The 25,400-nt window shown below is 45.9% G+C and carries 20 protein-coding genes and 1 tRNA gene; 8 read left to right on the forward strand and 13 right to left on the reverse strand.

The window, feature by feature from the left end; all coding sequences use genetic code 11:
• The first annotated feature begins 268 nt into the window (after window positions 1–268).
• From BST96_RS09135 to BST96_RS09145, 3 genes are all read left to right on the forward strand, one after another.
• A complete protein-coding gene (locus BST96_RS09135; RefSeq protein ID WP_085758412.1) occupies window positions 269–2,179 on the forward strand; it encodes a DUF1302 domain-containing protein in 1,911 nt (636 codons plus the stop codon).
• A complete protein-coding gene (locus BST96_RS09140) occupies window positions 2,169–3,551 on the forward strand; it encodes a DUF1329 domain-containing protein (protein ID WP_085758413.1) in 1,383 nt (460 codons plus the stop codon). Before BST96_RS09135 ends, BST96_RS09140 begins: the two co-directional genes overlap by 11 nt.
• 211 nt (window positions 3,552–3,762) lie before the next feature.
• Window positions 3,763–5,340, forward strand: coding sequence for an amidohydrolase family protein (locus BST96_RS09145; protein WP_085758414.1), 1,578 nt, complete (start codon window positions 3,763–3,765; stop codon window positions 5,338–5,340).
• Window positions 5,341–5,447: 107 nt separating this feature from the next.
• Here the strand turns inward: BST96_RS09145 and BST96_RS09150 are convergent, their stop codons facing one another.
• The 3 genes from BST96_RS09150 to BST96_RS09160 all read right to left on the reverse strand — a co-directional run bounded on the left by BST96_RS09150 (window position 5,448) and on the right by BST96_RS09160 (window position 8,041).
• Window positions 5,448–6,578, reverse strand: coding sequence for a DUF4214 domain-containing protein (locus BST96_RS09150; protein ID WP_085758415.1), 1,131 nt, complete (start codon window positions 6,576–6,578; stop codon window positions 5,448–5,450).
• 547 nt (window positions 6,579–7,125) lie between these two features.
• Window positions 7,126–7,479, reverse strand: a complete 354-nt coding sequence (locus tag BST96_RS09155; RefSeq protein WP_085758416.1) for a response regulator — start codon at window positions 7,477–7,479, stop codon at window positions 7,126–7,128.
• 4 nt (window positions 7,480–7,483) lie between these two features.
• On the reverse strand, window positions 7,484–8,041 hold the full coding sequence (locus BST96_RS09160; protein WP_085758417.1) for a hypothetical protein: 558 nt from the start codon (window positions 8,039–8,041) through the stop codon (window positions 7,484–7,486).
• A gap of 1,005 nt (window positions 8,042–9,046) precedes the next feature.
• On the opposite strand from BST96_RS09160, the gene BST96_RS09165 reads away from it, so the two are divergent.
• On the forward strand, window positions 9,047–11,239 hold the full coding sequence (locus tag BST96_RS09165; protein WP_169713956.1) for a TonB-dependent receptor: 2,193 nt from the start codon (window positions 9,047–9,049) through the stop codon (window positions 11,237–11,239).
• Window positions 11,240–11,703: 464 nt separating this feature from the next.
• Here the strand turns inward: BST96_RS09165 and BST96_RS09170 are convergent, their stop codons facing one another.
• Complete coding sequence (locus tag BST96_RS09170; protein ID WP_085758419.1) at window positions 11,704–12,558, reverse strand: PEP-CTERM sorting domain-containing protein; 855 nt, start codon at window positions 12,556–12,558, stop codon at window positions 11,704–11,706.
• A 911-nt stretch (window positions 12,559–13,469) separates the two neighbouring features.
• On the opposite strand from BST96_RS09170, the gene BST96_RS09175 reads away from it, so the two are divergent.
• The 3 genes from BST96_RS09175 (at window position 13,470) to csrA (ending at window position 15,030) form a co-directional block, all read left to right on the forward strand.
• Window positions 13,470–14,207, forward strand: a complete 738-nt coding sequence (locus tag BST96_RS09175; RefSeq protein WP_085758420.1) for a hypothetical protein — start codon at window positions 13,470–13,472, stop codon at window positions 14,205–14,207.
• A gap of 138 nt (window positions 14,208–14,345) precedes the next feature.
• Complete coding sequence (locus tag BST96_RS09180; protein ID WP_085758421.1) at window positions 14,346–14,579, forward strand: hypothetical protein; 234 nt, start codon at window positions 14,346–14,348, stop codon at window positions 14,577–14,579.
• Window positions 14,580–14,814: 235 nt separating this feature from the next.
• Window positions 14,815–15,030: a carbon storage regulator CsrA gene (gene csrA / locus BST96_RS09185; RefSeq protein ID WP_085758422.1), complete on the forward strand. Its 216-nt coding sequence runs from the start codon at window positions 14,815–14,817 to the stop codon at window positions 15,028–15,030.
• A gap of 224 nt (window positions 15,031–15,254) precedes the next feature.
• On the opposite strand, the gene BST96_RS09190 is transcribed toward csrA, so the two are convergent.
• The 4 genes from BST96_RS09190 to cysK form a co-directional block, all read right to left on the reverse strand.
• Window positions 15,255–15,331 (reverse strand) — tRNA-Ile (locus BST96_RS09190).
• A gap of 726 nt (window positions 15,332–16,057) precedes the next feature.
• Window positions 16,058–17,044 carry a JmjC domain-containing protein gene (locus BST96_RS09195; RefSeq protein ID WP_085758423.1) on the reverse strand — a complete coding sequence of 329 codons (987 nt, stop codon included), beginning with the start codon at window positions 17,042–17,044 and terminating at the stop codon, window positions 16,058–16,060.
• Window positions 17,045–17,367: 323 nt separating this feature from the next.
• Window positions 17,368–18,645 (reverse strand): tetratricopeptide repeat-containing sulfotransferase family protein, encoded by a 1,278-nt coding sequence (locus tag BST96_RS09200; protein WP_085758424.1) that lies wholly within the window; start codon window positions 18,643–18,645, stop codon window positions 17,368–17,370.
• A 416-nt stretch (window positions 18,646–19,061) separates the two neighbouring features.
• On the reverse strand, window positions 19,062–20,027 hold the full coding sequence (gene cysK / locus BST96_RS09210; RefSeq protein ID WP_085758426.1) for a cysteine synthase A: 966 nt from the start codon (window positions 20,025–20,027) through the stop codon (window positions 19,062–19,064).
• Here cysK and BST96_RS20420 point away from each other — a divergent pair.
• Window positions 20,026–20,184, forward strand: a complete 159-nt coding sequence (locus BST96_RS20420; RefSeq protein WP_157117915.1) for a hypothetical protein — start codon at window positions 20,026–20,028, stop codon at window positions 20,182–20,184. The two genes, cysK and BST96_RS20420, sit on opposite strands and share 2 nt — an antisense overlap.
• A gap of 28 nt (window positions 20,185–20,212) precedes the next feature.
• On the opposite strand, the gene rpoD is transcribed toward BST96_RS20420, so the two are convergent.
• The 5 genes from rpoD to rpsU all read right to left on the reverse strand — a co-directional run bounded on the left by rpoD (window position 20,213) and on the right by rpsU (window position 25,288).
• Entirely contained in the window at window positions 20,213–22,015 is a 1,803-nt protein-coding gene (gene rpoD, locus BST96_RS09215) for an RNA polymerase sigma factor RpoD (RefSeq protein WP_085758427.1), read from the reverse strand.
• Window positions 22,016–22,175: 160 nt separating this feature from the next.
• On the reverse strand, window positions 22,176–24,005 hold the full coding sequence (gene dnaG, locus BST96_RS09220) for a DNA primase (protein WP_085758428.1): 1,830 nt from the start codon (window positions 24,003–24,005) through the stop codon (window positions 22,176–22,178).
• A gap of 127 nt (window positions 24,006–24,132) precedes the next feature.
• Window positions 24,133–24,516 carry an aspartate 1-decarboxylase gene (gene panD, locus BST96_RS09225; RefSeq protein WP_085758429.1) on the reverse strand — a complete coding sequence of 128 codons (384 nt, stop codon included), beginning with the start codon at window positions 24,514–24,516 and terminating at the stop codon, window positions 24,133–24,135.
• 49 nt (window positions 24,517–24,565) lie between these two features.
• Entirely contained in the window at window positions 24,566–25,018 is a 453-nt protein-coding gene (locus tag BST96_RS09230) for a GatB/YqeY domain-containing protein (RefSeq protein ID WP_085758430.1), read from the reverse strand.
• 54 nt (window positions 25,019–25,072) lie between these two features.
• Entirely contained in the window at window positions 25,073–25,288 is a 216-nt protein-coding gene (gene rpsU / locus BST96_RS09235) for a 30S ribosomal protein S21 (RefSeq protein WP_085758431.1), read from the reverse strand.
• Window positions 25,289–25,400: the final 112 nt, after the last annotated feature.

The raw sequence follows: 25,400 nt of genomic DNA on the forward strand, positions 1-25,400 counted from the left end.
CCAGGAAGCTGGAGATAATGAGAGAGAAATCATTTTACCTTTATTATTCGTAAAGTGTATGCCGATCGAGGAGCATTTGATAAAAACATTCGCTGGTTTTTTCTAGTGAAAATCATGACGCTCAGCCTTTGAACCCCTATATTTTTATCGCTCTAACGGTTTGCTTAAGGTCTTGCTTATCAATCACGGCAATTCGGCTATACTCTTTAAAGCAGGTTTTAAAGCTGGTTCGCCGTGGTATCACTCAGCATAATCCAGGACATAATCCATGATAAACAAACAACCGCAGTTGGTCTGGGTCTGGCTTGTCGCTATCTCCCTTCCCATGAATGCGGCTGCGTTTGATTATCGTGACGCGGATACCGGTATCGAAGTCTTATTCGATTTTGAAGCGGCCTACGGTTTTCGCATGCGTACCGAGGACACTGACTTAAGCCTGGTTTCGCCCGCCCATGGCGGTACTCGACTAGCCGCGGGCAGGAGCGGTAACCTGGATGACGGCACGCTTAACTATGATAAGGGTGAGCTGGTCTCCAATATGTTTCGTGCCACGGGGGAGTTGACGGTTGGCTGGCGCAATTTGGGCCTCTTTATACGTGGCTATGCATTTTACGATTATGAAAATGAGCGCAATGACAGAGAGCGAACCGAACTGGGCAAGGTGGCACTTGATCAGGTAGGCAGCGATGCCGAATTGCTGGATGTCTATCTCAGTGCACGATTTACCGTATCGGAAGTGCCTTTGCATTTACGGTTGGGCGATCAGGTAGTCACCTGGGGGGAGAGCCGTTTCTTTCCCGGTAGTGGCGTTGATGTTGCCAACCCCATGAATATTCCATTGTATCAACAGCCGACCAGCACCCTGCGTGACTTACGTAAGCCAGTGGGCATGCTATGGGGCACCGCCCAGATTACTCCCCAGCTCATTATCGAAGCTTACTACCAATATGATTGGGAGGAGAGCGAGCTACCTGCCAGTGGCACTTATTTTTCAAGCAACGACGCAGCACCGCAGGATGGTGCATTTATTCAGGCTGAGGGCTTTGCCAGTCAATTTGGTACTAACCTCAGTGAGTTTTATGGCATCCCTGCAGAGACGCTGGAAGCGGTTGGTATTCAGGCCTTTGATCCCAATTTTTATCAGGTTACCCAGCGCCTGCCCGATGATAGTGCCAGTGATAGCGGGCAGTTTGGTGTCACCGTGCAAACCATATTAACTCACTTTAACGACTCAAAAATAGCACTGCACTATGCGCAGTATCACGCCAAGCTACCTTCTTTTGGTTTGGTTGGGCCTTCGCTGTCTAATTATGTCACCGGCTATTCAGAGCCCGGTATTGAAAAGCTTAAGCGCGAACTGATTCGAGAGGGGGCGGGCCCGGTCAAATCGACGGCCGCGGCTACGCTGACCCAGCTGAGCGCGGCACTCAACGATGCCTCTTTCTTTTATCAATATCCCGATGATATCGAGATGCTGGGGCTTAGCTTTAATACCACAACCATGGGTACTGGAACGGCTTACTTTGGTGAGGTTGCACATCACTTTGATGTCCCTATGCCTATCCATTCCGGTGACGTGCTGCCTGATATTATTCCGGGCGCCACTCGGGAAGATCCGCTACCACCCGTTGACCTCAACCAATTTACCCTTGCAGAACTGGCCACCGAGTATGCCAATGTTCGCATCGACCCGATTATCTATTTGGACAAAACATTCGCCTTGATCGGTGCTACCCAGTTTTTGGGTCCGCTATTAGGGGCCTCGCAAACCCTGGTGAATATTGAATTTGCTTCGCTCACTATTTGGGATATGCCGGACAGGTCGGAACTGTTTCTCGCCGGTCCTGGTTTGGCGGTAACAGACTTTAAACCGCGCAGTGCGTTTGCCAGCAGTAGTTCCTGGGGATACCGTGTGGGTGGTGGCATGCAGTATAACAATGTCTATGGTGGCATTAACTTGCGCCCGCGTATCCTATGGGCACATGATGTTTATGGTGTGAGCCCGGTGGGCGTCGGGCCTTTCCTTGAAGGCAGAAAAGCGCTGACCCTCGGGCTTCAGGCCGAATATCTTGCCCGCCTTAAACTGGATATTGCCTATACCCAATACTCCGGGGCGGACCAGTGGAACCTGATTAATGACCGAGACAATTTGAGTTTTAGTGTTCGTTATGACTTCTAACACCGTGAGAGAAAAATCGATGCTGAAATTTTTTACCCCTTTGTTGGCCGTATTGCTACTGCCGACCGTGGTAGTTGCCAGCACAGTTGAGCAGAGTTCAGAGCTCACTCCGGTAGGTGCCGAGCGCAGCGGTAATGCGGCAGGAACCATCCCTCCCTGGAGTGGCGGTATCACTAGCCCAGTCGCTGGTTTTGTTAAAGGCAGTCATCACCTCGACCCCTTTGCGGATGATGTGGTGTTGTTCACCATCAGCGCGGACAATCAGCAAGCCTATGCCGACAATCTTACCGAAGGACAAAAGGCCTTGTTGCAGCAGTATCCCGATACCTGGCGTATGAATATCTACCCCAGCCGGCGCTCGGCAGCCTATCCAGAGTTTGTCTACAAAGCTTTCGAGACGAATGCTTCAGCGTCGGTGCTTATTACTGAGGGCCGAGGGGGTGTTGAGAACAGCGTAGTGACGTCGCCTTTTCCTGTACCAACACAAGGTGTGGAAGTGATTTGGAATCATAACCTGCGCTGGCGAGGTATTCATATTACCGCTGTTGATGGTATGGCAGCCGTAACGCGCAGAGGTAACTACACACTTATTCTGCAAAATGTTGAGTGGGCAATTCCTTACGCTCTGCCCAGAGAAAAAGGTATTGAGGCACAGTATTCCAATATTCTATTGGCTTACAAAAGCAAAGTTTTTGCACCTGGATTTATAACTGGTAGTGGGGCTTTGGCACTGGACTCTCTTAACCACAATAAGTCGCGGCGCGAGACATGGATTTATAGCCCCGATCTACGCCGAGTATTGCGCGCACCTTTTAGCGGCTATGACAATCCGACACAGAATAGTGACTCGCTGCGATTTAATGATGAGGGTGATATGTACAATGGTTCTCCGTCGCTATTTGACTGGACACTGTTAGGCAAGCGGGAAATCTATATTCCCTATAATGCTTACCGCTTACACCAAGACACCTTACAGACGGAAGATATTTTAGCCAAAAAACATATCAACCCCGAGCATGCGCGATATGAGCTGCATCGGGTTTGGGTCGTTGAAGGAACCTTAAAAAAAGATGAAAAGGCCCGGAGCCACAAGTATTCGCGTCGAGTATTTTATATCGATGAAGATAGCTGGCAAATTGCAGCCGCTGATAATTACGATAAAGAGGGTGTGTTATGGCGAACCTCTGAAGGCCATATGATAAATTACTATGAAGTGCCCGTACCCTGGTACACATTACAGGTCTATTACGATCTGAAGCAAGGTCGTTATTTGGTAAATGGTTTGGACAATCAACGCAAGGCTCCTGTATTTGATAAGGATATTAACCCGCGATTGTTTGGTCCCAATGCCTTGGATTTTTACGTACGATAAAAATTTTCTATGCCCGCGCTAGTTCAAGTTTGCTTTGATGGCTGAACAAGCTTGAACTTGTGCCGCAGCTTTTTACTAGCTAGCAGTGAAAAACTGAAGCACTGAGACGTCGTGGGACTTGCCGAGGGTCAAAAATTGACCTCGACTGCATGTAGCTTCAGCCAGCTCTATCTATAATGGTAGTTAACATTTGAATAAAGGAGTTCTTTTGATGAAGCAGTTTTTGCGATCTTTAATGGTTAGCCTTACCTTGGTTTCTACCACCGCTTGTACCGCCGATTACGATATTGTGTTAACCAACGGACGAGTTATGGACCCGGAAACACAATTCGATGCAGTGCGTAATGTGGGTATTAAGGATGGGCTGATAGCGATTATCACTGAAGAGGCTATTTCAGGAGAGCAGGTCATTGATGCGACAGACCATGTGGTTGCCCCGGGTTTTATCGATACGCACACTCATGGTAGCGATAAATTTACCATCAAGATGAGTATGATGGATGGCGTGACGACCGGTCTTGACCTTGAGCTGGGAGCCATGAATGTTGGTGCCTGGTACCAGCGGGAAGCTGGCCAGTGGCCGATGAATTATGGTCAGGTGGTGTCACAGGAAATGGCCAGAATGATGGTGCACGATAAGCTTGATATTACCAAGCCTGTCGATACCAAAGATGTGTTTCCACTTCGGGCCCAAGCACTTGAGGATGGGGTTTCGGGGTGGTCTGTATCCGTCAGTAACCGCGATCAGATTAACCAAATCAGTAAAATTCTGGATGAAAACCTGCGTCAGGGTGCTCTGGGTGTAGGTTCAACGATTGGCTATGCCAGCAAAGGGATTAGTACCTATGAGATGTTCGACGCGCAACGAGTGGCAGCGCGTTATGGCAGACTCTCGGCAGTACACACCCGCTTTCACGGCTCGCCTCTTACCCCTACCGAGTCCCAGCTTGCCTTCGCCGAGGTTTATACCAACGCGAGCGTACTGGAAGCTTCACTATTGGTCTGTCATGACAACGATACCGGCTGGTGGGAGATTGAAGAAAAGCTGGCGTTGGCCCGTAAGCTGGGCATGAATATGTGGGGCGAATACTACCCCTATACCGCAGGCTCTTCATCGATAGGCTCAGACTTTCTGGTACCAGAAATGTTAGAGGGAACATTGGGGTTGAAGTATAAGGAGGTTCTTTATGATCCCTCTCAGGATAAATTCCTCGACAAAAATGAATACTTACAAATAGCTAAAGACGACCCCGGTAGAATAATTGTGGTTTATAATCCGCCGCGTAAAGAGTGGCTACCTCAGTGGTTACGTGTGCCGCATATGGTGGTCGCCAGCGATTCTATGTGGAGTGAAAACCCAGATTTTGGCTGGGATACCGACCCGGCATTATTTAGCGGGCATCCTCGTACATCCGGCACACACTCAACCGTGCTACAACTGGCCAGAGAAGAAGGGGTGGAACTTATGTTTACCTTATCTCAGTTGAGTTACTGGTCTGCGCTACATCTGGGTGATGCCGGTATCGAATCGATGCAAAAACGGGGACGATTGCAGGAAGGTATGGTTGCGGACATTGTTATTTTTAATCCTAAAACAGTCGCACCACAGTCCACCTATAAAGCCGGTACCAATGGTCTGCCGCCAATCGGTATCCCCCATGTTATTGTCAATGGCGAGTTTGTGAAAAAGGATAACAGTGCTACGGGTTCACTACCGGGTTTACCCATACGCTATAAAGAGGAAGAAAAAGGGCGTTTCAAACCCATTGAAAATAGTGCTGTAAAATAATAATTTACAGAACAGGCTGGGGAGCTATTAGCCCAACTGTGGTTGGGCTGTGGTTGGGCTGTGGTTGGGCTGTAGTTGAACTGTATGTAGTTAGGCTGTAGTTGAACTTAGCTAGAAGAGATGAAAATCAGCCCATCAGTATTGCTATCATTGGGAAGGATTACAATTAACTGCCCAGTAGGTGCATAAAAAGCCGCAACACCACTAAACGTTTGATAGCTAAAATAACAGGGGTTACCGCCAAAACTTAGTGATATATCATAGAAGTTCCCGCTGTTATTTTTAGTGGCTGTACCTGAAATTACGCAGCCACTCCAACCCTGGCCGGATATATCTCCGTTATCATCGATGCTTATCGTCGCGCCTTCTACGCCCAGAGAAAAAGCCACTTCACCATTATAGGTGCCTGATAACTTTTCAAATGAAGGTGCCAGCTCATAGTTACGGTCATAGGTGCTGGTAAATGTCTTTTGGCTTCCGTAGCGGTACTGAATACTGCCAGAAAAGTTTTTCTTTGCTTCTAAAGTGCCTTTTATCTGCACATCAGACACGCCGTAGCCTTCAAGATTATAGTCTCGAGCTTGGGTGGAAGCTAACGCCGAGCCATCTATATACGTATCACCAACAATAACACCAGCGATTAGCGGGTTAGAGGAGGGATAGTACTCTGAATAGATAACGAACAGCCTACCTTGATCTGTTATAAGGCTGGTGAATAAGCGATTATCCGAGGACTCCCCATACCAAAAACCTTCCGAATGTTGTCTTGCGATAGAAGAAAAAGACCACTGTCCATTTGGCCCCTTAAACAATGCATTAAATTCTGGGTCAGTTTTAATCACATTCTCTCGGGACCCGGCAAAATCAGCCAACACTTCATCTCTGGTCATGCGGGCTGCATCTAAGTGGCCAGTCCAGAATTCTACCCCTCCTGATTCACCTTCTCTTCCAAGTACATTTCTATATAGCTGTCGAATAAATGCTAAATTGTTCAGCTCGCCGTACTTAGAGGTAAACTCAGCTGAGCGATTGAAATCACCAGCAATAGAGCTAATCGATCGCCCTTGTTCAAAACTGTCGACCCAAAAATTCAACCCGCCTATATCTGGCAGTCTATCGAATGCGGCCGAATAGAGCCTGGCAAGAGCCTTAGTGTCTTCCTGCGTAGCCAATATCTGCCCGCTAGCAGTGAATGAAAGGGTCAATAAAACCCAGGTACATAGCAACTTTCTAAACATAGATATTCCTCTATCTTCCAAATCCAAACCTTAAGAATGTTTAAAGCCAATTGCAGGCCCTTACTCTAGAAAGGCATATACGAAAAAACCATAGTATGCATGTTAGAAAGTATGGCCAATGACTTGTCGATATAGATGACATTACAGGGGGTAATTATTTATCTCATCGTCTGCTGAAGGAGAGGGCAGGTGCGGAAGAATATACCTTAGGTTAGGGGTGTTGTGAGTACTTGAACGGGGGCCTGCCGGTTATCAGACCACAGAACAATCCGTTTTGGGTGCGCTAAGTTGAAAAAAGCCAGGGAGTTTTTTAGTGGGGAAGGGTGCTCAAGCCGAAACCAAATCTATTCCGAAATTGATGTTAGTAGAAGTCAGTGACACCCAGTCATGATGATATGCGCTGTATGGATTCGGGGGAGCGAACACCGAACCAGGGCCGAACTGGGTGGGGAAAGGGCAGCTTTTCACTCAAAAGCAGACATTGAAATCCTGAAAAACTGCGAGGTTTGTTGCGTGCCAATAGCTGACATGCATTGGAAGTAATGATCTAATTCGATAAAGCAGTGGTCAATCTATTAAAGTCAAATGGCTTTTCAATAACGGTGTTAGCTCCCAGCTTTTTTGCAATATCCAGGCAGTCAATACCATGGAAGCCATTCATGCCGGAGATAGCAATGATGCGAGTATTTAGATGACTATGGGTGATGAATTCGATCACCTCGTAACCATCTTTATCTGGCATATAAATGTCTGTAATTAAGTAATCACAATCCTCATGTTTAAGGTGCTCGATAGCTTTTCGCCCACTATTGACCCCTTTTACAGAATGTCCTTTACTGGATAAAAATTTTGCTATAAGAGCACATAAATTATCATCGTCTTCCGCAATTAAAATTTTCATTATATCAGCCTTCAGCTGTCATAATTAACTCACTGCATGTTTGGCAAATACCGTGAGTTATACGCTTTCTGTCATTGTCACCGAAAAGACCAAGCTCTCTAACTGCAATGTCAGCTTCTTCCCATTGAGTATTAGTTACTTTAAAGCGGTTGCACCAGCTACACATTGATATGACGTCTATGCTTTTGTGCGTATCCAGATTGGATAAAACAATGTCCTGTTTCTTCTCGCTTTTTACGAGAAAGTTTTTGAATCTAAGGCCATCATCTTCAAGTGGGATTATCGACATCTCCATATAGCGTCTATGATCTTGGCTATCACAACGAAATGGCACAGTTAGTTGAATTTTAGTTTCTCTTACTCGGTTTATTAGTACTGAGTTCATATAACGAGTGTCATCGCCCTCTATGAAGTCAAAAAGTGGTGAGTTTAGAATACGGGCTTCTTTTAGGAGGTAATCATTTTGTTCGGCGAACCTCAGGAAATCCTGACAAATAGACGTAATAATATTGTCTTTATTAATATCATATTGGTAAAAATTATTTTCCTGGCATCCGTTCATAAGGTTTTTTCTGCTTAGCAGTCGTTAGCCTTTAGGATATATAAAGCGTAACCCGTAACTCAAAAGGAAGTAAATGCAGTGGCTTGGGTTATCGCTCTGATCATATATTGTACAGCTATACTGCCAGTTATTCAGCGTAATGTGAACTATATTCCCTAATGGTCGCTTGCTGGAGCCTAACCTAGGGGTTCTCAGGTCATTGATGCGCACAATTTATCGACTATCGGCGGGCAAGAAACACAAGTTGATTGGTGGTGCGCAGGCCATCTAAATCTCCTTTGGATCAACAATCGCCTGGGAGGCTAACATTATCCTCGTGAGATAGCGCCAGCTGTTGCCTCAACAACGGACATCCCCACAATCGGGTGCGTTGATTGGGTTTCAAGTTCGCAGCTTTTCAGGTTTTCGTCTTGCTTGACCTGAAGGGCAGAATGGTGAAGTTGCAAAATATGACATTTCTCAAAAGGCTCTTTCAGAGTGCCCCGCGACTGCTAAGGCGTGCTTTGGCCATAGTGTGATGTGAAATAATCTGAATTTGAAGTCTGAGGGTTGCGTAAGTTACTCAATATAAGTACCAGTTCCCCCCATTAGATTACTCGCTTCCTCATAGTCCTGACCGTACCAAAGTAGCATATCTTCCGCCCAGCGTTGTAAGAGAGGGATGAGTGTAGTCGCCGACCTATGATAGAACCTGGTTCGAGCAGGGCGCTTTTCACTTAGGAGGAGAGATTGAAAACATGAAAATAGAAATTCAGATTTATTAATTTGTAAGCTAGTCAAGATTGGTGCTAATTACAATCTAGTCTATCAAATGCGGTATGTACTTACAGAGATTTATTTTCTTACATATAAACTGAACTAACCATTCAGCTATGTTGTAGAGAGACGTAATCTATGTATCCTCAAACTCCTGGACACTTCCGCTTACTAATCACGTTTCTTGCAGCATATCCCTGCACTCTGCTTGCACAAAATAATAGTGGACCTGCACTTGAAGAGGTTTTTGTGACAGCGCAAAAGCGTGTTGAGACGCAGCAAGAGATTTCAGCCGCTTTTTCTGTCTTCAGTGGGGACACTTTAGAGAAAACCGGGTGGACTGATGTCAGTGATATGGCAACAACGGTTACCAGTATGGAAGTTGTTGGAACAACCAAATCCCGGACCAATGTTTATATACGAGGTATCGGCACTAATAAGTATGACATTGGTACCGAAGGGTCAATAGGTGTGTTTCTAGACGGTGTTTATGTGCCTCGATTCAGCAGTGTCATGCAAAACCTTATTGATATAGAACGAATTGAAGTTTTAAGAGGACCTCAAGGGACTTTGTATGGTCGCAATACCATTGGTGGTGCCATTAGTGTTTATACTGCAGAACCCTCCGAAGAATTTACGGGTAAGTTTATTGCAGGTGTTGCGAACGAAGACTCCTATGATGCTAACGCTGTATTAAGCGGCCCATTAATAAAGGATCAATTGCTGGGTTATATCGCGCTAAGCACTCGTGAAATTGGTGGCTTTAGAGAAGATAGTATTAGTGGTAAGGAAGATGATTTTAGCGCAACGTCAATTAGAACCAAGTTACGCTATATAGCCACAGATGAGTTAACGATGGACCTAATGGCGGACTATAGCGACGAGGAGGGTGATGCGTTTTTAGGTGAGCCGATTTTTGATCCCAACGACCCAAGCCTGTTTGCACTTTCCCCGCTTATTTCTCCTGCTGATATTGCAGCCTATAAGGAAAGAGAATCGCAGGATATGTTTGAAAATGAACAAACGATTCCTGGCGCGACTGATATAGAGGCCACACAAATCGCATGGGTCACTAACTGGGCAGGAGAAGATTTGAGTGCTGATGCAGTGCTTGCTTACAGAGACGAAGAAGCAGAAGAGCTTGCTGATACGGACCGCTACCCTTATGACGTTTACATACAAGACTCTTTGCAGGAATCACAAACAACCAGCCTTGAATTTAAACTAAGTTCTGAATATGGCGGTGCTTATAGCATGGATGACAAGGTAGAGTGGTTGACGGGTTTTTTTCTATACGAGGATGATGCTGACCGTACCGACGCGGTGACCTTTGGCCCCGATTCAATTTTCTCTGGGCTTAACTTGCTTAGCCAAATTCCTGGTATCTGTACACCAACTCCGATGTTACCAACAGATATCCCTTGTGTACCCGGCGGTTTGTTTGGTCTTGCTCCTTATCCTACGTCCACAACCGTCGACTTACAAACCAGTAGTTGGGCTGTTTTTGGACAGGCAACTTATGCTATTAATGAGCAGTTATCACTGACTTTGGGTATCCGTCATAGCGAAGATACTAAAGAATTCACCTATGAAAATACGGCACCATTAACGCCGGGTTTTATTGCACAAAATTTCAGTTTTGATGATGAGATAGATTTTGAATCAACAGACCCCAAAGTGGTATTGGAATGGGCGCCGGAGTCGCAAGAAGACATGATGCTTTATATAAGTTATCAGCAAGGTTATAAGAGCGGCGGTATTCAATTTATTACTTCCGATGAAGCACTGGCCCAACAAAGTTTTGATAAAGAAACACTGGTGGCTACGGAGGCAGGTCTAAAGTCACGCTGGCTTGACCAGCGCTTACAGGTTAACGCATCCGTTTTTCATTATGACTACGAAGACCAGCAAATCGATGGGCTATTTGATGGCGTACTTGTTACGTCAAATGCCGGAGAAAGTACCATCGATGGCCTTGAAGTGGATGTGCAGTATCAAGCAGGAGCTAATCTATTATTGCAGGCAAGTTATTCTTACCTCGACGCAGTTTTCGAAGAATATATCGAAGCCAGTACGGGTACAGACTATAGCGGCAGAACTTTACCCGCGTCTCCTGAAAATAGCGTTTGGTTGTCGGCTGAGTATACCCATGAATCCTTTCGCGGCTGGGAAGGCAGTTTGCGTGCCGATTACAGTTGGCGGGATGATCAAACCTTCACACCAAACGGAACGCTGGTTCAGGAAGACTATGCCATCGTGAATATTGGCTATACATCAATAAGCCCGGATGAAGTTTGGAAAGTGAGAGTCTATTGCAGCAACTGCACCGATGAAGAGTATTTCACTGCATCCATTCCGCTGTCAGGAACGCTTCATGAGGTGGCATCAACTGGTGACCTTAGACGCTATGGTCTTAGCGTTACCTACCAGTTTGGAAGTTAGAAAAATGGTGGGCCTTCCCCGACTTGAACGGGGGACCTGCCGATTATGAGACCAGTGAACAGTCCGTTTCAGTGTCCGTAAGCTGAGGAAAAATAAGGAGTTTTTGGGTGGGGATGGACATAGAAAACCGAAACTGAACCCAGTCCGAACCTGATGTCGTCGGGTGTCAGGTTCGTCGGGTCATGGGGCTATGAGCTGTATGAACTTGGGCAGACCGAACACCGAGCCAGTACCGAACTGGGTTGAGTAGGGCAGGTTTTTTTCAAATAGCAGACAGTGAAAGCCTGGAATTCTGAAAAACAGCGAGGTCCGCTGGGTGTCAAGTTGAGATGCTGGGCTACGTTTAATTTATAGACCCCAATTTATCAATAGCCAAACGGGTTTTTACTCCGCAAATTAAAAAGTCTTAAAGTTTATAAAAGCTGCCCATCAGAAATCAACATGCATCACAAAAGCTATAGTGTTTACTTTTTTCTTTGTATAAAAGAAATAGCTAAACCCATAATGAGCAGAGCTAGTGAGGACGGCTCAGGAACTGATGTAACCGTAAGCTTGTAGTCTTCAGCTTCGCCCTGATGAAAAAAACCGGTTGGATTCAAGATGCCATCTACATTATTTTTATAGATTGATTCATCGCAAACAACTCTAGCACGCAACCATAATTCCCCCATGCTATCTTCAGGAACTACTATTGTCGCTAGAATTTCGCGGTAGAGTACAGCATTAGGGTCGCTTTCAACGCCGTTTAAATAATCATCTCGATTAATTTGCGTGTCGCCCCACTCAACCGTATCTTTGTACCATAGCTCCTGAGCAATAATTTCAGACGTTGACCACTCATAGTCACCATTCCAATCAACCCAGGCTTTGAGTTCATCATAATCATGCCTACCATAGGTGCCGCGGGTAAAATCAAACTTAAATGTAACCGTCTGGCCTTGTACTAAATTACCATTACCGAAGGTTAAACCTCCATCCGTAGACCAGCTAACACCGTCATCATCATCTTCGGCAACAGCCTCTTTTTCCTTACTGTATTCTGTACCTAGTCGCTGCCATTCAGCCGTGTAGTGCCACGCCTCCCCGTAGGGTATTGGTGCATCCCCGAAATCATAGGTAGGCCCCGCATAGGCACAGGAAATACTGAAGCCCATCAATAAGGCCAGCAAAATAGACGATGATTTTTGATCAAAATTAAACACTGAAAACGACTTTAAAAGTTGTTTTTTAGTAGGCTCGAATTGAAAATAAATTACCATTTTTTTATCTAGACAGGTTGAATATGCTTCCTTTAGCCTGGCGGTATTTAATAAACTCATACTTACCTCACTGAAGTTGTTGCTTATCAAGATGCAATAATCCTTCCAGATTAAAAAACGGTTATGAAACAGCGTCTTACTAGTGTGATGGGCTTAATTTGTTGGCTGTGTTACATGTATTGATACGTCTATATTGTCACTTGATACAGGTCTTAGCCGTTGTTCTATCGCTATAACTGGTGGATTGAGGATGCCGGTTGTTACTAAAAGCAGAAGTTATTACCGCCGAATTGTTTTTTATTGTGATACTTTCACCATGGGTTATGGAATACCCTATAGCATGGTAGAAAGTATTTGATGCTTGCTCAGAGTGGCCGCCATTGTAAGGAGTGCTTTGGCCATAGTGTGACGTGAAGTTTTCTGGAGTTGAGATAGGAGTTATAAATCCATCAAACCAATGAATCAAAAGAAAAATGGTGGGCCTTCCCCGACTTGAACGGGGGACCTGCCGATTATGAGACCGGTGAACAGTCCGTTTCGGTGTCAGCAAGCCGAAGAAAACTAAGGAGTTTTGGGGTGGGGATGGTCATAGAAAACCGAAATTGAACCCAGTCCGAACCTGATGTCGTTGGGTGTCAGGTTCGTCGGGTCATGAGCCTATGAGCTGTATGGAGTAGGGGAGACCGAACACCGAGCCAGGACCGAACTGGGTGCTGTTATGCTCTTAGCGGGCTTGGCTTCTAGTCAGAAAGCTGCGCAGCCACTTTAAGTTTGTCGTTTGCATATCATGGTCGGCACGCCTCAAGTGATGGCGCATGCTCCACGTGGTTACAGTAATCTGATACAGGCTGTTACGTAACAGCGCCATAACGCCGAATAGCATGCCTACTTAACCTATTGATTTAAAAGAAAAATAATTTTTGGCTCAGTTTATGCAGCCTAGCTTAATAACCCAAGCAAAGAGCATAAAAATGAATTATTTAAAAACCATAACTACAAAGAACTTCCTTTTAACCGGCCTGTTTACAGCGGTTGTAGCAACCCCCCTATTTTCCCAGGCTGTTAAGGCATCCTCTATTAGGTATGATTTTATTGGTGTTGTTGATGAGCTCAGTGATAAAAAAGTCGATGCAGCTGACTATGGGTTTAGTACTGGTAATATTTTAACAGGTACTTTGATCATTGATGATGACCATCCTGATACGGATAGTAACTCCGCTATTGGGAAATATAAGGAACCCAATATAAATTTCCTGTTCTCTATTAGTTCATCAGCCGGAACTCTGCTCTATTCAGATGGCAATATTGCAGATGATATTACAGTGAAAATTGAAAACAACCATGGCAGTTCATCCAACCCTCATGACAAATTTGAAATCGATGATAAAAGTTTGCGTGATGCAATAACTCCATCAGGCTCAGGGGCTTCCATAGATTTCGAGAAACTTGTGCTTAAATTAGAGGATGATGATAATGCGGATGCCTTTAACACGACAATACCTGCTGCCTACCCCGCCCTTGATATTTCTAATTTTGTAAAAAAACATGAGTTCGAAGTTAAATTTAAATCCAGCGGTAAAGAAGTAAAGTTAAAAGGGGATGTTAGTGCATTTAGCAGTTCGGTCGTAAGTGCGATACCGATTCCAGCAGCTGCATGGTTTTTTGGTTCTGCAATTTTGGGTCTTTTTGGCTTAAAGCGGAAAGTGTAGCCATAAAGGTAGTTGGCGTTCTTGTGTCAGAGAAAAACTATAGCGAGATTATAATTTTTGTTCGAGTTTTTATACAATTTTTATGGCATTCCTTTATTGGTAATTGAAAGAAACTAAAAATATTTTGGTATGAGAAATATGAGTGAATATAGCGCTGAAAGTTTGACTCGGACACTAATAAGAGCAGAAAAAGGTGATACAGTGGTTTGCAGTGGTGGAGGTCGCTTTTGGGTCTCTGAATATAAGTTCAAGAAAGGTAAATATGTTGGGCCGCAACCAGATTCAAATACTGACATTATCCAGCTTGAGGATAATACAATAATAAACCTCTATGTTGATGAGTATTACGTTATTGAAAGAAATATTCAGTAGTCGCTATAGGTTTTCTGGTGAAATATAACAGTTTGCTAATTAAATCATAAGAAGTCATTGCAAGTAGACTTAAAAATATTTAATGAGCAGCGTTAAAAAGTATTTATTTAGTCAATTGGAAGATCGTAAGTGATTGTTGATATGGGTGGTTAGTAAAATGGAAGGCATCTTGATATCAGGTTAGGGTGGTTAGATATCTAAAATATTTCCTATATTTATTATGGAGAGATTAAATATGTTAGTACTGAGTCGTAGAAAAGGTGAGAACCTGATTATTGGTGACAATATAGTTGTTTCTATTTTGGGTATTAGTGGTAATCAGGTAAGACTGGGTGTCGCTGCACCAAAAGAAATTTCAGTCCATCGTGAAGAAATCTATAATAAAATTCAGCTAAGTAAGTACCCTGTAGCTCAAGGAGTCTGGCAGGATGGCGAGAAAGTAGTCGGCTAGCTCTCTACTGGACAACCTAGAATATAGCAGTCTCCCAGAATTTAAGGTTTTCAGTTTGTTTGAATTGTAAGCCTGAATGACGAACCTACAAAATATTACATTTCGCAAAAGGCTCTTTTTGTGTGATGTGAGAATTCTGAAATCGAAATATGAGGGCTGCCGACTCTATGTGCTATGAGAATCGGGAGTTCTAAATCCATTAAACCAATGAATCGATAGAAAAATGGTGGGCCTTCCCCGACTTGAACGGGGGACCTGCCGATTATGAGTCGGATGCTCTAACCAACTGAGCTAAAGGCCCAAATTTGAAAGTTTGGCTCTGTATGAGTTTCACAGACGTCGCGCATTATACGGCGCTGGAATAGATAGTTCCAGCATCCTGGTTAGCTTTATCGATCATCTGCCTTGCTGACAAGGACATTTCAAACGAGGGTCTGGATAAATAATGATCAGTTAGAGCTTGGCGGATTGGCTGGCTTCAGTGCCTCCTTATAAGTCTGCAATTAGCTAACACTGATTTAATGCCGAACCTTGGCGCAGGGGTATTTGGGGTGCTTATTAACGACTGTTTCATGGAGCTTGCGATGGTTAGGGGTTGTTGGCTATTGATCGGTGGCCGAGCTTGATGTTGGCGGGAGCAGTGTGTTCGAGAGTATTGCCGTCATTAAACCCCAGTGAGTGGGTCTTTAGTTGAGTGTAGTGAGTTGGGTATCAACGGCGTTGAATCAGCTTAACGAATCCAGGGTAAATAATTTACGTCACCAGATTCCCGCTAGCATTGTGACGCAAATATTCCCCTTGTTGCTCAGCGTTCTTAATCATAAAAAATTCTCTCTATCACCGCCAGGTTAAAGATTCTGTGTGGGTCAGTTAGCGAAATAAATATTACGAATAAACAAAGGTCAGTTGATAACTTTCCGAAGTAGCATTATGTGGTGATGACAGCTTGCTTATGATCGTCATTCATCCTTGAGGCAGGTATGGAAGGATTGTGTCTGCACAGAGGTGCCTTTCTTGACATGGTTTTCTATGTAATAAAATCACCGGGGTAGCTTTTATTGGCCATGGTCTCTTGCCACCATTGATTAAGAGCTGCGTCTAACTCCTGCTCGTTAATGTCTTTGGCGATAAGTGTTTCTTTTAACATGTCTTGCAGGGATTGTGGGATATCTTCAGGTGCTTCGTACCCCTTTGGAATAAAACGAGAGGGCTCAAAAAATGTTGTTGTTTTTTTCCTGGTACCTTGAAATTTTTCCGGCAAAGAAAAAATGTCTTTGTCTTTTGATTGGTTCAAGCTATCACAAAGGTGCAAAATAGGGTAGGTTGAACCTGAGTGGAAACTTACCGATACGGCGGGATCTTCACCCTTGGCCCAGACTTCATGAGCGGCTCCGCTGGGTATAAATAATACTTGGCCAGGTTTTAAATTAAAGTCTATATAATCTTCAGCCATTCTTTCTTCTAGATTTGAGAAGTCAAATAATGCTGACTGTTGAAGTGCTTTGGGCGTTGGCCAGACCCGTACTGTTTTTCGACCGCTGAGGTGAAACAAAAGTCCATCCCCTGCATCGCAGTGGGCTGAATATCTGTGATTGCCGCTGCTTAACCAGAGGCTTGCTCGAACAAAATAACCCAGTGGGTGCAGTTTTTCCAGTACGGGAACAAGTCCTTTCTGCAACGGTTTATAGACGAGTTGGGCCCCGTCTTTTGCTTTACCTTGACCAGCAATAATATTGATTAATTCAAGTCGGCCGTGTACGGGGTTGCCATAATTAACTCCGTTGGCAAACGTTGTAAAGGCTCCAGGGTGATCTGAATTGATATGGCTAATTTCCCCCTCGCTGTTATTTTCTTTGTCTGAAGAGGGGTGGGTAATTTGTAGTGTTGAATGTTTGATATTCAGCTGGAATGTATGCAAAGCCCATTGAACGGGATCTTTAATCTTATTGAACTCTTTAGGCAGCTTCATAACCTTTGGGGTTAAAGACATTAGGCATTGTGATACTTTGCGCATGTGATATTCACCTATCTATTATTATAGCCTCACTCAATGGGCACTAAGACTAGGTTACCATATTTCTGGCCGATGCCTAGGCGTACAAGTTTACATGTGAATTGTACGGCTTTTGAGTGAGGGAACTGCCGATTATGGGCTGGATGCTCTAGTTTGCATTCGTGCCCCGCTAAAGAACTAAATTTCTCCAGTTACGAGCTGTAGTGTTGCGGAAGTCGCGCATTATAAGGCTCTGGAAGCGATACGGACGGCGTAGTATGGGCATTATTGAGCGGTTTCTGTCTCCCAATAGGGGGGATATGCCAGATGCTACTGCAAGGTGGTTAGCTTTGGTCCATTCCCAAAATCCTGATGGCAGGTTGTAGTTGTTGCTCAAATTGCTTCCATTGTCCGATAGAGGATTTATACATCGGTTGCCGGACTTGCTCATTACTCGCCGTGTTAATTGTGCCGATATGCTCATAAAATTTTAGGCATTGTTCTTCATAAGGAAGCTCGCAATAGTTTAGTATCTCGCGTGTTTTTTCCTCTTGTTGTAAAACCAGGTCCTCATAGCTTACGGTCAGTATTTTTTTGGGGAATACTGTTTTCCAATAGCTCATCTGTTCGTTAAACATCTTGCTATTTAAAGCCAGTGCCTCCAGATTGAAGAGGTGGTTGTGGTGGTTTTCAAAGAATTGATGATAGCAAGATAGAATATTATCCAGGGGGTGTCGCTGGATATGGATAATTTTGGCATTAGGGTAAGTCGCAAACATTAATCCAAGTTGTTTATAGCTCAGCAGTGATTTGTCCACGGGTCGTCTATCTTTAGATTCTCTTACGGGTAAATACGATTGAAAGTGCTTGTCGAGTATCGGTAAAAAATTAGAGAAGTTTTTCTGGCTGGGCCATTGTTCAAAATTTGTTGAGGTCTTCAATTGGGCGGCAGCCTGCATTATGGCATAGCTAAAGGCGCCGCTTTCTCCAATCGGTGAGGTTTGCGAGTGCGCTCCTATGATCTGTTCTAAAAGTGTGGTGCCTGAGCGCGGTAGTGAGATGATAAATATGGGCGAATAGGTATGGTTTTGTTTAGAGGTATCGATGCTGTTTAGCGCGTCTTCATTAATATTTTCTCTAATCTCTCTTAAATGGGGCTCAAGTTGATCTATATACTCTTGATGATCTTGTGCGGCAAAATTGTTAGCGGTTGTCAGTAGTTCAAAGTAACCTTCAGGGTCGCTTTTTTTGATGGCCCAGGCTTTGGTAAAGGTTAGGCCAGATTTTTCATTATTGGAGCAGGTTTTTTTATTCAGTATTGTATTGATTGCAGGAATGAGCGTAATAAATTTATCTGCTTTTGTTGTTTTTGCTAAACCAATATAGGCCCAGCTGTCATTGGGGTTGATTTTTAAAGCGTTGTAAAAATTTTTCCGGGCATTTTCATTGTTGCCGTTTGCTGTATATATAGAGCCTAGTAATCGATAAATTCTTGCCGATTTAATATTGGAGGCAATGGCTTTGTCAAGGATAGAGTGAGCGCTGTCTGCGTCATTGATGGATTTATAGAATATCGCGCTCTCGGCAATGACTGCTTCACTTTTTGGAAATGTTTTCAGCATCTTTTCGACGCACTCTATAGCATCGTCGAGTCTCTTTAGTTGCTTTAAATAATTCAGCAGCAATAATTGCGGCTCTGGGTTTTTTTAACTAGAGAAATGATCTGTTCAAGGATATAAATCGCATTAAGTGTATTGCTTTGTGCGCTGGATTTTACCAGGCTCATGGCAGCTTCATAGGTCAATACCTTGAAAGGCTGTAATGCTGTCGGTTGTATGCTGAGTATTTTTGAGGATTTTTTCTTATTTTTTTTCACCGAATCTAGCCCTTGTGTTTATTTTATTCCATTTTCTCTGCTCACCTTACTGTAAATTCGATGGATCGTCGATAAAATTGTTGTTAATGATATTTACTTGTGGTTTTTCTGTCAGGCTTATCTGTGGGTTTCGCTGGCAGCAGGGCTGCCAGCGAAAGTGGTTTATTGAACGGTTTCATTGTCGCTAAAAGCGCCTTCAAATAAGGGGGTGGATAAATAGCGTTCAGCGGAGTCCGGAAGTATTACGACGATGGTTTTATTTTCGTTGCCTGGTTGTTTGGAAACTCTATCGGCAATGGCCATGGCTGCACCGCTCGAGATACCTGCCAAAATACCTTCTTGCTGCATTAGCTTGTGGGCCCACTCCATCGCGTCTTCATTTGAAACCTGCTCGACCTGGTCAACTATATCGAGGTCCAGATTATCGGGTACAAAGCCTGCACCTATGCCCTGAATCTTATGGGGCGCATGGGCAGGTTCTTCACCTGCCTTGGCAGCGGTAATCATAGTGGTACTGGTTGGCTCTACTGCCACAGAAGTGATTGCCTTGCCTTTAGTATTTTTGATAAATCGGGAGATCCCGCTAATCGTTCCGCCGGTCCCAACGCCGCTCACCAGAATATCGATTTCACCATTGGTGTCTTCCCAGATTTCCGGGCCGGTGGTTTCTTCATGCACCGCGGGGTTGGCGGGGTTGTCGAACTGGCTTGGCATCCAGCGTTCTTCAGGGGCTTCGGCAACGCGGGCCCTTGCGGTTTCAATGCATAGCTTCATGCCTTTTGCGGCGTCGGTAATAATAATATTAGCACCCAGGGCCTTCATAATCTGACGACGTTCCAGGCTCATCGTGTGGGGCATGACCAGTGTCATGGAATAGCCTTTGGCTGCGGCGACAAAGCACAGGGCGATACCGGTATTACCGCTGGTAGGTTCAACAATTTCCATACCGGGTTTTAGAATGCCGTCTTTTTCCGCCTGCCAAATCATATTGGCACCAATGCGGCATTTTACGGAGTTGGCCGGGTTGCGGCTTTCGATTTTGGCGAAGATATTGCCTTCGCTTATACGGTTGATTTTGACCAGTGGGGTTTGGCCGATGGTTTGGCTGTTATCTCTGTAGACTGTCATGGCAGGTCTCCGTCCTGATAGGGTATGGGTGGATTGTAATCCACCCTACGGCAATGTGGTAGCGCTGTCATTCCCGCGGGGGCGGGAATCTGCAGCTCTGGAGTTTAGTCTTCGCGGGAATGACAGAATATCAGCCAATAAAAAAGCCGGTGATTAGACCGGCTTTTGTAGTGTTGCTTTGGCGCTTATTCGTCGAGGAAGCTGCGCAGATGATCAGAGCGTGAAGGGTGGCGTAATTTACGCAATGCCTTGGCTTCGATCTGGCGGATACGCTCACGGGTTACGTCGAATTGCTTGCCGACTTCTTCCAGTGTGTGATCGGTATTCATATCAATACCGAAACGCATACGCAGTACTTTGGCTTCTCTGGCTGTCAGGCCGCCCAGTACATCTTTGGTGGCTTCCTGCAGGCCCTGACCTGTTGCAGAATCAACTGGCTGAGCAATAGTGTTATCTTCGATAAAGTCACCCAGATGTGAATCTTCATCATCACCAATCGGCGTTTCCATGGAGATAGGTTCTTTGGCAATTTTCAGTACCTTACGAACTTTATCTTCTGGCATATCCATACGCTCGCCTAATTCTTCCGGCGTAGGCTCACGGCCCATTTCCTGAAGCATTTGACGAGAGATACGATTGAGTTTGTTGATCGTCTCAATCATATGCACTGGAATACGAATTGTGCGAGCCTGATCGGCAATAGAGCGAGTAATGGCCTGACGAATCCACCAGGTGGCATAGGTCGAAAACTTATAACCGCGACGGTATTCAAATTTATCAACGGCTTTCATCAAGCCGATATTGCCTTCCTGGATTAAATCGAGGAACTGCAAACCACGGTTGGTATATTTTTTGGCGATAGAAATGACTAGTCGAAGGTTGGCCTCGACCATTTCTTTCTTGGCGCGTCTGGCGCGAGCTTCACCAATCGACATGCGACGATTAATTTCTTTAATATCGACAATGGTTAAATCGGTTTGGGCTTCTATAAATGCAATTTTGCGCTGGGCACGAATAATATCGTCGCGATTGGCTTCCAGTGCCGGGGCTGCATCTTTATGCGCTTTGATCTGGTCATCTAACCAATCAAAATTGGTTTCAGAGCCCTGGAAGGCTTTAACAAAATCTTTGCGTGACATTTTTGCCTGCTTGATGCAGATACCCATAATCAAGCGTTCGTTCTCGCGAATCACATTGAGCTTTGAGCGCACGCGAATCGATAGCGGTTCAAAAACACGCGGCGTCAGTTTTAAGAACTTAAACAGTTCGCCCAGTTTCTGTAACTCTTTGGCGGCTTCTTTGCTGTAGCGGCCATGCTTATCGATCGCTTTGTCGAGTTTGTTTTGTTGCTTGCGGATGGCCGTAAAGCGCTTTTTCGCTTCTTCTGGATCCGGGCCTGATGGTGAGTCGTCGTCATCGTCATCGTCCGCTGCCGCAGCTTGTTGTTGCTGGGCTGCAGGTGGTACCACATCAGTAGGGTCAAGGTAACCAATCAGGATATCGGCAAGGCGGCGTTCTTCGGTGGCTACTTTGTCGTAGTCGTCGATAACATCTTGTACGGCGCCGGGGTAGTAGGCAACAGCCGCCATCACATCGCGGATACCTTCTTCGATGCGCTTGGCAATGGCGATTTCGCCTTCGCGGGTCAGTAGTTCAACCGTGCCCATTTCGCGCATATACATTCGTACGGGGTCGGTGGTACGACCGGCTTCGGTTTCGACGGCAGCTAGAGCTGCAGCGGCTTCAGCGGCGGCGATATCATCGGTGGAGTCTTCTTCTGACAACAGGATTTCATCGGCATCGGGGGCATTTTCAAACACCTGAATACCCAAATCGTTGATCATTTGGATGATGTCTTCAACCTGGTCCGGGTCTGAAATATCCTGAGGCAGGTGGTCGTTAACCTCTGCATAGGTCAGGTAGCCTTGTTCTTTGCCCTTGGCAATCAGGGTTTTCAAACGAGACTGCTTTTGTTCGGTATCGCTCATAGTCTATGTTTCACTGGGACGTTTGCGGAAGTTAGCCCGACATTATAACTGTATATGCTGACCAAATACTAGCCTCATAACCGGTTGATTGGTGTCAATTGGGGGCTTAGAGGGTGTTTTGGGCGGCCTGTCAGGCGGCTTTTGGCGGCGACTAAGGTGCTTATAAATCGTGCTTTTGACTGAGTAATCGCTTGAGCTCCTGCTTTTCATCATCGCTTAGCTGAGCGTAGTCTTTGGTCAGTAATTTGTCGACTTGATCACCGAGTTGATCTTGGTGATATTTACGCTCCAGATGTTGGAGTGTTTCTTTAAGCTCAAGTTCAATATCTGAACCGGGAATAAATTGCTCCAGTTGCAGCAGCTGTTGCAGGGTTTCACCCCAGGCTTCCCCATACCAGTGGCCAATCAGCATGGCGGAGGTGGAATCCGGGCGTTTATGCAGCAATTCCAGCATCGCGGCTAGTAGGGGGGCGTTATTGTCCTCGCTACGGCTTAGGGCGCTGGGGGTGGCGACATGGCTGGCGGCCTTGGGTTCGTGTAGCAGCAGGGCAATGGCATAGAGAATCGGATCCCTGGTGCTGTCTTGCTGTTGATTAAAGCGGGGGGCTCTCTGTCTGGGTTCCGGGCTAATTTCCCGGGTGGCAACAACTTCGGGTTTATCGGGTGCGGGTTCGGGCTGTTTATTGATCTGGTGCCGTTGCAGGATTTGGGTCAATTTTTCCTGCGATAGCCCGGTGCGCTCTGCCAGCGAGGACATCATCAGTGCTTTAAAGACGCCATCGGGTAATTGATCGATCAGCGGCGCCGCCAGAGTACTTAGCCGGGCTCTGCCATCAAGAGAGCCCAATTCCAGCCCTTCGGCCTGTGAATTAAATAGATAGTCTTCCAGTGGCTCAGCTTTGTCGACCATACGGATAAAGTCGCTGGCGCCGATACTGCGCACCATGCTATCCGGGTCTTCGCCCTGTGGCAGAAACAGGAATCTGGCCTGACGACCGTCTTCCATGGCGGGTAAGGCGGATTCAAGCGCCCGTTTCGCGGCTTTGCGGCCTGCTTCATCGCCATCAAAGCAAAATACAACCTCCGGACACTGACGAAATACCCGTTTTAAGTGCTCGGTACTGGTTGCTGTCCCTAGTGTTGCCGCAGCCCAGGTCACGCCATGCTGCGCCAGCGCGACCACATCCATATAGCCTTCAACAATCAGTAGTCGCTCGAGCTTGCGGTTGGCCTTGCGGGACTGGTAGAGCCCATACAGCTCTTTACTCTTATGAAATACGGGGGTTTCAGGGGAGTTGAGGTATTTGGGTTTGTCGTCGCCCAGAACACGGCCACCAAAGGCGATAATCCGTCCTCGGTTATCCCTGATCGGGAAGATAATCCGATCGCGGAAGCGGTCGTAGAGTTTATTGTCCTCTTCTTTCTCAATCAGCATGCCGCCATCGATAAGCAGTTGCTTATCTTCCTGATTGAGGCCCAGATGCTTAAGCAGGTTGTCCCAGCCTGGCGGGGCATAGCCGATATCAAAATCCCGGGCAATTTCACCGCTGAGACCGCGGCCTCGCAGATAGTCTACCGCCCGTTGCTTCTGTGGGTTGCGCTTGAGTTGCTCGCGGTAAAAGTCGGCGCATTTTTCCAGCATGGTATAGATATTTTTCTTTTGCTGGGGTTCTTCCTGAAAGGCAGAAGCTTCCCGGGGCACTTCCAGTCCAGCCGTATCGGCCAGAACCTCAACCGCACGAGGAAAGTCCATGCGCTCGTAATCCATGATAAAGCCGAGGGCATTGCCACCGGCGCCGCAGCCAAAGCAGTAATAGAATTGCTTTTCCTGGTTAACGCTAAAAGACGGGGTTTTTTCTTCGTGGAAGGGGCAGCAGGCGGTAAAGTTGCGGCCGCTTTTTTTCAGGCTGACACGGCGGTCTATCACTTCGACAATGTCGAGGCGATCCAGCAGGTCATCGATAAAGCTTTGCGGTATGCGGCCGGCCATGGAAAATGATACTTAGTGTTGAGTTATTAAGGTGGCCAAGTTTAGGGGGTTTACAGGTAATAAGCGAGTAGGGTGGATTGTAATCCACCAAAACCTGGACGGCTAAAATGGTGGATTACAATCCACCCTACGCGGTTTCGGGGGCGAAGGCGGCCTGTTCTTCGGTCAGGTCGCAGACATAGCGGTTATTGCTGTCGACAAGGATCGCTTTGGGTTTAACCGGCTCCGTGGCCAGGGTAAAGGCGATAATAATCACTTCTTCACCGGGGCCAATCAGGTGTGAGGCTGCACCGTTAATGCCGATATAGCCGGTACCGCGCTTGCCTTCAATAATATACGTTTCCAGCCTGGCTCCGCTGGTATTGCTAACGACCAATACTTTTTCGTTGGGCAATAAGCCCGCTAAATCCAGCAGATCAGCATCAATAGTAATGCTGCCGACATAGTCTAAATTGGCTTCGGTAATGGTGGCTTTGTGGATTTTGGACGACATAAAACTGCGCAGTTGCATCACTTGGTCCTGTTGATAAGTGGTGAAGAGCGGGTGGAGTTATGGGGTATTAGGACAGTTGAGATTTGATCAGTTTACTGACTTCGCCCATATCGGCGCGGCCTTGTAACTTGGGCTTAAGAATGCCCATCACCTTGCCCATATCTTTCATAGATTCGGCACCGGTGCCAGCAACCGCATCAGCAATCATGCTGGCGAGTTCTGCTTCGCTAAGTTGGGCGGGCAGAAAGTCTTGAATCACATTGATTTCAGCCACCTCGACGTCAGCCAACTCAGTGCGGCCAGCATCGGTGTACTGCTGGATTGAATCGCGACGTTGCTTGCACATTTTATCGAGCACAGCCAAAAGCCGCGCGTCATCGATATCGATGCGCTCATCAACTTCAATACGTTTGATTTCGGCCTGGATGAGCCGGATGGTACCCAGGCGCTGCTTATCTTTGGCTCGCATTGCCGCTTTCATTTCGTCATGAATGCGGGCTTTTAGCGTTTGTTCTGTCATGGCTATAAAAGTCTCGGCAGAATAGTGATAAACAGCGGTAGCAGCAGCTATTGCTTAGTAAAGACGCTGGTGCTTACGAGTTTCGCGAGATACTTTCTTAGCGTGACGCTTAACAGCAGCGGCGGCTTTACGCTTACGTACAGCTGTTGGCTTCTCGTAGAATTCACGACGACGTACTTCAGCCAGAACACCGGCTTTTTCACAAGAGCGCTTAAAGCGACGTAGGGCGATATCGAATGGCTCGTTATCTTTTAATTTAACTGAAGGCATTTACCCTTCCTTTAACTGGTTAATAAAATAGGTTGTTACGGTCAGTTTATCGCCATTTGACGGGCACCAATCGCAAGGGGCGGGCATTGTAAACGGTTGATCGGTAAATTGC

Origin of the sequence: Oceanicoccus sagamiensis (genome assembly GCF_002117105.1) — a bacterium.
Lineage (GTDB): Bacteria > Pseudomonadota > Gammaproteobacteria > Pseudomonadales > Dasaniaceae > Oceanicoccus > Oceanicoccus sagamiensis.